The organism is Dapis purpurea BLCC-M126, from assembly GCF_050015975.1.
In the GTDB taxonomy this organism is placed as follows: domain Bacteria; phylum Cyanobacteriota; class Cyanobacteriia; order Cyanobacteriales; family Microcoleaceae; genus Trichodesmium.
Genome location: NZ_JBNHER010000293.1, coordinates 1 through 10632, shown reverse-complemented (window position 1 = coordinate 10632; position 10632 = coordinate 1). Strand labels below are relative to the sequence as shown.

The 10632-nt window shown below is 33.1% G+C and carries 11 protein-coding genes; 5 read left to right on the top strand and 6 right to left on the bottom strand.

Annotated elements, in window-relative coordinates:
* The 3 genes from ACP6PL_RS26765 to ACP6PL_RS26755 form a co-directional block, all read left to right on the top strand.
* The coding region (locus ACP6PL_RS26765) for a hypothetical protein (RefSeq protein WP_426548382.1) at nt 1–190 on the top strand (190 nt) is incomplete at its 5' end.
* Nucleotides 191–414: 224 nt separating this feature from the next.
* Nucleotides 415–555: a hypothetical protein gene (locus tag ACP6PL_RS26760; protein WP_426548381.1), complete on the top strand. Its 141-nt coding sequence runs from the start codon at nt 415–417 to the stop codon at nt 553–555.
* 147 nt (nt 556–702) lie between these two features.
* Complete coding sequence (locus ACP6PL_RS26755; RefSeq protein ID WP_426548380.1) at nt 703–1839, top strand: hypothetical protein; 1137 nt, start codon at nt 703–705, stop codon at nt 1837–1839.
* Nucleotides 1840–2248: 409 nt separating this feature from the next.
* On the opposite strand, the gene ACP6PL_RS26750 is transcribed toward ACP6PL_RS26755, so the two are convergent.
* The 6 genes from ACP6PL_RS26750 to ACP6PL_RS26725 all read right to left on the bottom strand — a co-directional run bounded on the left by ACP6PL_RS26750 (nt 2249) and on the right by ACP6PL_RS26725 (nt 8698).
* Nucleotides 2249–2836: an anthranilate synthase component II gene (locus ACP6PL_RS26750; protein ID WP_426548379.1), complete on the bottom strand. Its 588-nt coding sequence runs from the start codon at nt 2834–2836 to the stop codon at nt 2249–2251.
* A gap of 899 nt (nt 2837–3735) precedes the next feature.
* Entirely contained in the window at nt 3736–4245 is a 510-nt protein-coding gene (locus ACP6PL_RS26745; protein WP_426548378.1) for a diacylglycerol kinase family protein, read from the bottom strand.
* Nucleotides 4246–4349: 104 nt separating this feature from the next.
* Nucleotides 4350–4907 carry an rRNA maturation RNase YbeY gene (gene ybeY / locus ACP6PL_RS26740; protein WP_426548377.1) on the bottom strand — a complete coding sequence of 186 codons (558 nt, stop codon included), beginning with the start codon at nt 4905–4907 and terminating at the stop codon, nt 4350–4352.
* 129 nt (nt 4908–5036) lie between these two features.
* Nucleotides 5037–5240: a DUF3285 domain-containing protein gene (locus ACP6PL_RS26735; RefSeq protein ID WP_426548376.1), complete on the bottom strand. Its 204-nt coding sequence runs from the start codon at nt 5238–5240 to the stop codon at nt 5037–5039.
* Between the two features lie 593 nt (nt 5241–5833).
* Nucleotides 5834–6808 (bottom strand): alpha-E domain-containing protein, encoded by a 975-nt coding sequence (locus ACP6PL_RS26730; RefSeq protein WP_426548375.1) that lies wholly within the window; start codon nt 6806–6808, stop codon nt 5834–5836.
* Between the two features lie 456 nt (nt 6809–7264).
* Nucleotides 7265–8698 (bottom strand): circularly permuted type 2 ATP-grasp protein, encoded by a 1434-nt coding sequence (locus tag ACP6PL_RS26725; protein ID WP_426548374.1) that lies wholly within the window; start codon nt 8696–8698, stop codon nt 7265–7267.
* 270 nt (nt 8699–8968) lie between these two features.
* Here ACP6PL_RS26725 and ACP6PL_RS26720 point away from each other — a divergent pair, with 270 nt between their 5' ends.
* Nucleotides 8969–9526 (top strand): zinc ribbon domain-containing protein, encoded by a 558-nt coding sequence (locus ACP6PL_RS26720; RefSeq protein ID WP_426548373.1) that lies wholly within the window; start codon nt 8969–8971, stop codon nt 9524–9526.
* Between the two features lie 195 nt (nt 9527–9721).
* Complete coding sequence (locus tag ACP6PL_RS26715; protein ID WP_094674065.1) at nt 9722–9994, top strand: transcriptional regulator; 273 nt, start codon at nt 9722–9724, stop codon at nt 9992–9994.
* Nucleotides 9995–10632 lie beyond the last annotated feature (638 nt).

Below are 10632 nucleotides of genomic sequence, written 5' to 3'. Positions count from 1 at the left end.
AATTGTGATTCAGCAAAACCCAATTTCATCGACTACTCAAAAATCAAACCTTAGTCAAAATGAAAAATTCCACCTACCTCTATTTTTCCCAGACAAATTTCGGCAACTTCTCCAAGAAATTCTAGAGAAAGGCAGAAATTGTGATTCAGCAAAACCCAATTTCATCGACTACTCAAAAATCAAACCTTAGTTAAAAGGAAAAATTCCACCTACCTCTATTTTTTCCCAGACAAATTTCGGCAACTCCCCCAAGAAATTCTAGAGAAAGGCAAAATTTATGACTAACCAGACCAAAATTTCATCGACTACTCAAAAATCAAACCTTAGTTAAAAGGAAAAATTCCACCTACCTCTATTTTTTCCCAGACAAATTTCGGCAACTCCCCCAAGAAATTCTAGAGAAAGGCAAAATTTATGACTAACCAAACCAAAATTTCATCGACTACTCAAAAATCAAACCTTAGTCAAAAGCAGAAATTCCACCTACCTCTATTTTTTCCCAGACAAATTTCGGCAACTTTTCCCAAAAATTCCACAGCGAGTAATAATTTATAACTAACTAAACCCAAATTTCATCCTTTACTTAAAAAAGATAAGTTGGTAAAAAGAATAAATTCCACACCCAAGCGCAAATGGGATTTGGAGACCAAACCCCTACAGTTTTTTTTCACGAATCATTTCATATTGCTATAACCAACAATAATGAATCATAATCTAGTTAACCTAACTTCCATGAATGCTATTTACGATTACCTCTATCAACATTTTATAGATAATCGAAATGTGACAGAACAACAAAAATTAGAAATTCAATCTCGTTTCAGTCATCGCCCTTGTTTATGGGATGAATCTACTAATAAATTCTGGCAACCAAAACATACTTTTCAAGTCGAAGTTCCTTTTTTTGGCACTCGTCGTATTTGTCTGACTATTTCTCATCCTTTAGCAGAAGTTTATCAACTTTTAGGACAAAGAAAATCTCCGACTCTCACAGACTATATAGACTTTATTCAAGAAATCGCTGAAGAGAGCGGTAGCTCACCTCTAAATGATGTAGATAAAACCTGTATTATTCAAGTTTTTCAACGTTTAGAAGCTCAATTATATTTAGAGAAAGGTTCTATTAAAAATCTACCTATTCTGAATGCTGAAAATCAATTAATTCCTGCAAATAAAATTTTAATACCTGATGCTCATTGGTGGATAGATTATATAGATAATAGCCGTTTGTTACATCCTCAAGTATCTCTAAAACTAGCAAAATTAGCAGGTAGTTTATCTTTACTCAAAGATGTAATTGAGATTCCTAAAAATGTTCAACCTGCTGATGAAAACCAATCTAATGAATGGTGTAGGAAATGGCAAAATACTCTCAACTCTCCAAAATTCCTTGATGGTTTACAGAGATTAATTTTTCACTACCATGACTCGGAATTACAGATTGATATCAACTTGTTAAAAACAGCAAAAGTTGTACCTGCAAATCAGATTGATGTAGATTTAGTTTTGCAGGATAAAAGTTTGGTCGCATCATCTATTCCTGGAGTTTATTACTTTGATGCTAACCAGAAAATTTTTTATATTACTGCCAGTGCTAATAAATATATTATGCTGTGTTATTTGGCAGAAATTCTTAATAGTCAACTCGAAAGTTTTTCCCTAGATAATCTTTTACCTCTTACCATTATTATTGATGCCGAACCTGAAAATATTCGTTCGCTGTTAGATGAATTAAGAATTAGGTCTTTTCAAAATCAGGAGATTGTTGATGTTAATTTATCTTCAGATTCTACAGATACTAAAAATAGTAACAATCAGATTTACTGGGGGGCATTTTAATCAGTTATCAGTTAAATCTTTTTTAGAGTTTGATCAAAATAATAAACTAAGAATTTAACTTTTAACTTCTAAGTTCTGAATTTTAAATTCATTACAAGATTTTGATTATCAGGTGTTTTGCTTATAAACTTATAGTTAGGATTCAGCCCTCAATATTATTGCTTTTTAAAATTTAATTTAACTAGCCAGCTTTTTACTCTCTGAAGAAAACTAACTATGTACTTTGATTTAACTACAACGTCTTAGTTATGAGATTTTAGATACCAGTCTGAGCGATCGCCTCCAAATCTAGACAGTATTAATATAACTCAAACGTCTTAGTTAAATTTTTACACTTAGCTTCTGAGGGGTGAAATATTCCTCTTCTTTCTTCTTTCTTCCCTCTTCCTTACTTCTACCATTCAAATTTTTATAGTTCTGCCAAAAAATTTTTCAACAATAACTTTCCAGAATTAGTCAAAATACTTTCGGGATGAAATTGTACACCCTGAATATGAGGATAACTTCTATGTCTAACACCCATAATAGTTCCATCTTCAACCCATCCAGTAATTTCTAATACTTCAGGAAAACTTTCCCTATCAATAATTAAACTATGATATCTAGTTGCAGTTATGGGATTATCTAATCCTTGAAAAATTCCTGCTTGATTATGATAAATCTCTGAAGTTTTACCGTGCATTAATTCTGGAGCAGCCACAATTTTTCCTCCGAATACTTGACCAATACTTTGATGACCGAGACACACTCCTAATATAGGTAAACTTTCTCCTAATTCTTGAATTAATGCTTGAGAAATTCCTGCATCTTCTGGACGACCTGGACCAGGAGAAATAACAATTCCATCAGGTTTTAACTCCCTAATTTCTGACACAGAAATTTTATCATTGCGGTAAACTTTAATATTAGCTGCAACTGTTAATTCTGTACCCAATGCACCCAGATATTGTACTAAATTGTAGGTAAAACTATCGTAGTTATCTATAACTATAATCAAAGTATTTTACTCCTTTATTCCCTAGATTTATTTAATTATTTTACAAATGATATATGAATTATTTCTGTATAAATGAAGAAGAAAGCAGATGCCAGAGGTTATGTCTTTGCATTAAACTGAAAAGCGCTATAAAATTCAATTTAGAATTCATAATATTAAATAATGTCGTAGAAATCGAGATAATAAACTAAATTTGATTTGTGAATAAAAACCATTAAGTTAAACCAGACTACCTTTTTGCTCTACTCCTCTATTTTCTACTTCTATTGTACCAACACTTGACTGAATAAATAATCTTTAAGCTATGGGGAAACTGGATTCATTGCGACCCAGAAGTTAATCACAGTAATATTAGGATAAAAATAGTAACTAAAACAGAAAAAATTACTCCACCAACACGACAATTTTTGTAAGTATTTTTAGATGTCAGTTTTCAATTATTATTCATTAGCTTAAAGTCGAGATAGTAAGGAAAAATCAAAAGGGAAGAACAGATTAATTAACCTTCGTTATTATCAGGTAATTTCTATATTTTAAAAGGAATAATTATCTGAACTAACTTACTGGAAAAACTCATACTTCAAGTTTATTGATGATAGCTGAATATTTACTACTCCTCAACTATCTTCAAGTAATTATTAGCAGTTTTGGAATCAAATTCACAGTATAATTAACCACCGGATTTAATAATTCCATTAAAGCTATTTTCAATGAAGTTAGATTATTGTATTTAGCACCTGTACCATCAATCAAAATTCGCAACATTAACTATTTTATGAAATAACAATTGATTAGCAGATTCCCAACATTATAAATACTTTAATTATAGCTGTGGTAAAAGTAATTTTTGCTGTGAAAATTAAATATTTTCAAGTAAAATATGACAAATAAATTAGTTTCTAACTACCAAGAGCAGAAATAACTATATCTAATAAAGGAGGTAAAATCAGATAACTTGCCACAAGTAATGCTACTATTGCTGAAACTAAAACTGCACCAGCAGCACAATCTTTAGCAATTTTTGCTAATTCATGGTAATGCTGTTTAACCGTTAAATCTACCACTGACTCAATAGCAGTATTCAACAATTCCATAGCCATTACTAATCCAGTTGTTAATACAATAACTACTGTTTCTATAGGTTGTAATTTCAATAAAATACTCAAACCAATAGCTATAATACCGATAAAAGTATGAATGCGAAAATTACGTTGAGTCTGGAAAGCATAAGACAATCCAGCCCAAGCATATTTGAAGCTAGTAAAAAGACTATTTGCGACTTGCCAAGATAATTCTCTGTTCAGTTTCAATGTCTTTTTAGAAATATTTGGTTTGGAAGTAGCAGAATTTTTCGGTTGATGTATAAAAGGCACTTCATCGTAGGAGATTGATGACTCATTAAGTTTCATAAAGTATCCACCTCAGTTTGATTTTATATGCAAGGCCCAAATAATATTAAGACTTGCTCGATTAATAGTTTATCCAAAAAGTCAAAAAGTTACTTTGAGTTTAGTCAATTGTCTGGAGTGATTTGTTCCCCAATAGTAATTCCAACAGCATGAAGCAAAAATAACTGTTGTTTGACCATCTTTTGCCAACTTTCTTCATCAAGATGATCCCATCCGAGCAGATGTAGAAAACCATGGGCAGCTAGCCAAGCTAATTCTATTGTTAATGGATGCCCCTGTTTTTTAGCTTGCCGAAATGCTGTCTCAATGGAGATTACTATATCACCCAGATATAGTTGTAAATCAGAATCTAGGACTTCTGGTTGAGGAACATTTACTTCTAGAGCGGCAAAGGCTAAAACATCTGTTGGCTGATTCTGGTAACGATATTGACTATTAAGGGTTTGAATGTCAGAATCGTCTGTTAAACGTAGACTCAGTTCGTAGTTTTGAGCAACTGGAATATTTGGTTGTAGGATTTCTAGCCATTTCCGAAACCAATATTCCCAATTCTCGGAAGATATGGGACAAAAGTTGTCTTTATTATCTTGGAGTTTTAACTTTTCTACTTCTAATGGAGAAGATGACCAGAAAAAATCCTGAATACTTACTTCCAAATACAACCCGATAATTCTCCTTTCCGCTAAAAAAAATGGGATTTTACAGCAGTACGCATTTAGGCATCGAAAACTCAGTTAGAAATTACTTTTGACTTTTGATTTTTAAATTTTGACTTGTACATAGCGCTATAATTATCGGGTTAAGTAGGCAAGACCAACCAAAATGCCTATAAGTGTAATAGTTGTCAGGGCAAAATGTTTCAGGGATGTACCACCTTTCCTAACCATATTTCTCATCGCTAGTTTGACATAACTAGGTTTTGGTTCAGTTGTAGAAATATTAGTTTCTGTCTGTTTTTGTTCGGAGTTTTGAGTCGATGAAGATAAATTACTCATAAAAATCAATGGGTTGGAGTTTTCCAGTAGTTATTATTTCTCAAAAATAAGTTTTAAATTGATTAAAAATTTAATACTACTATAACAATAATATTAAGTTTTGTATAGTTATACCAGATATCCCACAATGTTGGCTAAATACCCTGAAAAAAGGTGTTAGGGGTTGTGGGTTGGGAAAAATATCAAATTATAAAGTATTAATTCATTAAAAATATTATTTTTCCCTTATTCCTTATTATAGACTATTGACCATTATCAAATTTGTGCCTCCACAAGCTTGTTACCCAGAAAATATTGATCAGATAAACTATTTTTTCCCTATAGGAACTGACAGAAAACAGATTTACTAGAAAAATTAAGGTTTCAAGCCTCTCCCTCAAAGGAGAAAAAGCGGTCGTTTACCTAGCGCACAACTTTCCTATCGGAATGCTAGCACAAACGTACTTCGGCTGTCGCCGACATGAATGCGGAGAATTCCGTCGGAAAGCTTTGTGCCAGCAAAACGCCATATCCAATCGACCAAGAGAAGAAAAAAATTTCTTTTTAACCAATCCTCTTATTTTTAAGAAGAAGTAATTATTAATTGTTGAACACTACGAATTAATTAAAAACTGCCTATCAGTAGGTTTGAGGTCAAAAAATGTTTCAAAAATTTGCTCTCCCGTTTGATTTATTCGAGTTTGTAAATTGTCGAGAAATTCGTGTAAACCTATTTGAACTATTTCTTCAACAGTTAAATAATCTAACTCAGAACGTAAACGACCTAATACTTTTTCTACAGGATGCTTTCTAATACCTTGAGTTGGTCTAATAACTTGATAGAGCGATCGCTCTGCTTCACTCAAACAATATTGAATTGAACGGGGGAATTCTCGGTCTAATATTAAAAATTCTACTACTCCATTAGGAGTAATTCGATGTTGCTGACGTTTACGGTACATTTCATAAGCACTTGCGGACTTCAACAATGCCATCCATTGCACTTCATCTATTTGAGTTCCAACATCTTGAATTGAAGGCAAAAGAATATAGTATTTAACATCAAGAATACGGCTAGTTTTATCAGCTCTTTCTAAAAATCTCCCCATCCTACCAAAATGCCATCCTTCATTATGACTCATAGTGGCATCCATGATTCCTGTAAACAGGTGTCCACCCATTTTTACCTCCTGAAAAAATTCAGGTAATTGAGAAGTTTTTAAACCACTATTAGCCACATCTTTTACCATTAAATAAAATGAGTTAACTTGCTCCCACATTTCTGAAGAAATAATTTCCCGAATAGAACGAGCATTTTCTCTAGCAAGACGCAGACAGGAAATAATAGAGTTAGGATAATCTCGATCAAAAGTGAGAAATTGAATTACATTTGGTTCTGTTACTTCACCATAACGTTCTTGAAAGAGAAATGAATCTCCAGTGGTAATAACTATTGGTTGCCACTGTTGAATCAAACTAGGAGAATCTAACAGTAAATTTAGATTAACATCAACAAATCGAGCAATATTTTCTGCCCGTTCAACATAACGATTTAGCCAATAAATTGAATCTGCAACACGACTTAGCATAATTAATTAGGGAATAGGGAATAGGGAATAGGGAATAGGGAGCAGGGATAAATAATTGATGATTTCTGTAGGATATAGCAATCCTCTAATCAGTTGTAGTATTTTGGGAGTAGTGAGGAGTCATGAGTCAGAATTTTCAAGATTTTCAGATATTTTTAACTATATATAAAACTTGTTACGACCAATTTAGTATTGCTATAACTTATTTTTTTTATTATTGGAGATATCTAATAGGGAATAGGGATAAGTAATTGATTTACTTTTTGATTTTTTTGTAGGTCTAATAGTAAAACATAAAGTAATTTTTAACTCAAACTTATAGCAATCATAAATCAGATGTAATAATTTGAATTTTATCTAAAAGTCTAAAAAATAGGGTTTCTCATATTGAAGAGAGTTACAATTTAATACTAATCTCTATCTCCCTATTCCCGAAACTCGTAAAAAATTGAAAAATCAATCAGATAAAACCCAAGTATCTTTACTCCCTCCACCTTGGGAAGAATTAACAACTAAAGAACCTTTTTTCATTGCCACTCTAGTCAGACCACCTGGATGAACATAAATGTCTTTTCCATACAAAATATAAGGTCGTAAATCAACATGACATCCTTCAAATTTATCCTCAAATATAGTCGGAACTCTAGATAAAGATAGAGTCGGTTGAGCAATATAATTACGCGGATTAGCTTTAATTTTTTCTGCAAATTCGGCTCTTTGTTCCGCAGTTGATTGAGTACCTACTAACATCCCATAACCACCAGCTTCATTAGCTGATTTAACCACAAGTTGATCTAAATTTGCCAATACATAATCTAACTGTTGTTTTTCCCAACATAAATAGGTAGGAACATTAGGTAAAATTTGCTCTTCGCCCAGATAATAACTAATCATTTGAGGCACATAAGCGTAAATAACTTTATCATCCGCTACACCAGTTCCCAAAGCATTAGCAAGGGCAACACGACCATTACGATAAACCTCCATTAATCCGGGTATTCCTAACAGAGATTCAGGATTAAAAGCTAAAGGATCGATAAAATTATCATCCATACGTCTATAAATAACATCTACTCGCTGTAAACCCTTAGTAGTTCTCATTTGCACATATCCATCAGCAACTACTAAATCTCTACCTTCAACCAATTCTACTCCCATTTGTTGAGCTAAAAATGAATGTTCAAAATAGGCAGAATTATAAATACCAGGAGTCAAAACTACCACAGATGGATGTGACAAATAAGAAGGTGCTAAATTCAGAAGAGTTTCTAATAAATAACTAGGATAATTATCAACAGGTCTAATTCCTAAAGCAGCAAAAATTTGCGGAAACGTAGTTTTCATTACCCTACGATTTTCTAACACATAAGACACTCCAGAAGGGCAACGCAAATTATCTTCTAAAACAAACCATTTACCGTCTTTATCCCTAACTAAATCTGTCCCCGTAATATGACACCAAATTCCTCCCGGTGGTTTTAATCCTATACAAGGTTTGAGAAATCCAGAAGCAGAATTAATTAACTCTAGAGGAATAATTCCATCCTTGATAATTTTTTGTTCCCCGTATATATCTGCAATAAATAAATTGAGAGCATGAATTCTTTGCTTCAAACCTGTTTCTAAAAAATTCCACTCCGAAACAGAAATTATGCGCGGTACAACATCAAAAGGAAAAATACGTTCCGTACCTTGACTATCACCATAGACATTAAAAGTTGCCCCAAGCTTCATCATTGCGACCTGTGCAGCTTTTTGTCGCATCAATAATTCCCCTGTAGAGAGAGAATTAATTCTTTCTATCAATAATTTAGCTTCTGGGCGAGGTTGATTTTTGGTGATGAAAAGTTCATCATAGAATTCACCCGGATCATAAGAATCAAATCGCACTGTTTTTCTTTATAATTTCTTAACTACTTCAGCATCTAATAATTAAACTTTCATTATTATATGAGTAACTATAAAATTTACATGATTTAATAACAATTTTATAAGATTGTTATTATATATACAGTAAGTAGGAATAAGTAGTAGACTGACACGCCTTAAATGGTGGAATAAATTTTTAGGAAAAGTCTGAATTTATCAGAGATTAAGTCATTTTTCTAATGCACAGTTTTAGCTGTGTCAGTCCAGTAGGAAAAATTAGGTGTAAAAATTATGGCTTATAAATGCGAACTTGGCAATGGCCAGGAAGTTTATATAGAAAATCAGGGAGTACAAACTATGGTAACTCTTTCTAGTGGTGGCCCTGGTCAACAACAACAGGCAAGTACAGCTTTTCAAACAGGTAAATGGACTGTGCCACCCACTTTGTTTAGAACTGCTACTGGGGTAATTTTGCGGATAGAGTCGGAACAAGGACAATCTTTTGTTCAGTTACAAGCAGGTGGAATAAGTACCATGAGTGGAACACCTGCTTTGAGTAATGCTGAGGTTTTGTCACTGCAACAAGTGGAGCCTAGACAGACCCAAGGAATGCCACCTATGGAACCGATGAAACCTATGGAACCAATGAAACCTATGGAACCGATGAAACCTATGAAAATGGGTGATATGGAAATGAATATGAACCCCATGCAGATGCGAATGGGTAATATGTCGATGCAAATGGGTTCAAGTTCATCCGCAACTTCTGGAAAACGTTTTTGTTCTCAATGTGGTGCTGCTGTCACACCAAGCGATCGCTTTTGTTCAAGTTGCGGTCATCAGTTGTAATTTCCATATTGCAATTTCATTAAATGAAATATTAAGTTTGTGGGGGAGTTATTTTTTTACTCCTCTTCGATCTAATGTTCAGTTGAATACTTATAAATATAGCTTTAAGCATCTAGCTATCAGCTCTAAGATGTAATTTCTATGGATGAATTTTGTATAGCTTTAATTGTAGAGAATTAAGTAGGAAAATAGACTATGAAAATTGATATTGATATAATGACTCGCTATTTGCATAGAATGCGAAATCAACCAGGATGGGATTCTCTCAATGAGGTTGCCACATCTTTAAATATGGATAGGGCTACATCTAGGCGCTACACAAAAACAGCAGAGGAATGGGAATTAATTGAGCGTCAACAGTTAGAAAATCAACCTACTCAAATTCAAGCAACTCAGAAATTAATGAAATTAGAACCTGGAGAAGTCAGAAAAATTGTACAGGCAAATTGCCAGGAGTTTGATTTTTAAAGATTGATATTTTATTCATAAATATTGGCTAATATTGATAGGATGTTACATCTTGAAAGTTTAAGAACACAGACAAAAAAGTATTTATTATACCAAATATCAAAAAATTTGCTATTGATATGACAAAAAATGTACAGTTTTGTTTATATTGGACTTCTGTAGTTAGTCCTCCTCTTCCTTCCTGATATCAAATTCGCTTGATGGGAAGTGTTGAAGAAACCTGGTTTATGGGAGGTAAATGTTAGTTATACTGTTTCACGGAAGTCAAGCATCGAGTGCTAATTGGTGAGGTTGCTTCGCCAACAGAATGTAAGATGCACATCTGACAGTCAAAAGTAAGATTTGATAGACTTGAAACTTTGACGCGCTCAGTAATTGCAGGAAATGATTTCACATATAGAACCCATTTGAGATCTATATAATTATGCAAGTTAAGTCTATTCGTGCATCAAGAATGAGGAAAAATTATCTCAAGGAGTGTTGAATTTTTTTTATTATTTCTCCCCACATCTTCCCTCTTTCCTCTTTCCCAATTATTAATTATTAATTATTAATAATTAAATAATTCTGGTTTAAAGCCGGACCTTGGATAGGGGAAAAAGCGGTTGAGGGATGGCGAGGAAACCTCGCCATATCCA

Coding starts and splice junctions, on each gene's coding strand:
- ACP6PL_RS26745 (WP_426548378.1), bottom strand. CDS start 4,245: ATGAAACTTAATGAGTCATCAATCTCCTACGATGAAGTGCCTTTTATA.
- ACP6PL_RS26720 (WP_426548373.1), top strand. CDS start 8,969: ATGGCTTATAAATGCGAACTTGGCAATGGCCAGGAAGTTTATATAGAA.
- ACP6PL_RS26760 (WP_426548381.1), top strand. CDS start 415: ATGACTAACCAAACCAAAATTTCATCGACTACTCAAAAATCAAACCTT.
- ACP6PL_RS26755 (WP_426548380.1), top strand. CDS start 703: ATGAATCATAATCTAGTTAACCTAACTTCCATGAATGCTATTTACGAT.
- ACP6PL_RS26730 (WP_426548375.1), bottom strand. CDS start 6,808: ATGCTAAGTCGTGTTGCAGATTCAATTTATTGGCTAAATCGTTATGTT.
- ACP6PL_RS26735 (WP_426548376.1), bottom strand. CDS start 5,240: ATGAGTAATTTATCTTCATCGACTCAAAACTCCGAACAAAAACAGACA.
- ACP6PL_RS26715 (WP_094674065.1), top strand. CDS start 9,722: ATGAAAATTGATATTGATATAATGACTCGCTATTTGCATAGAATGCGA.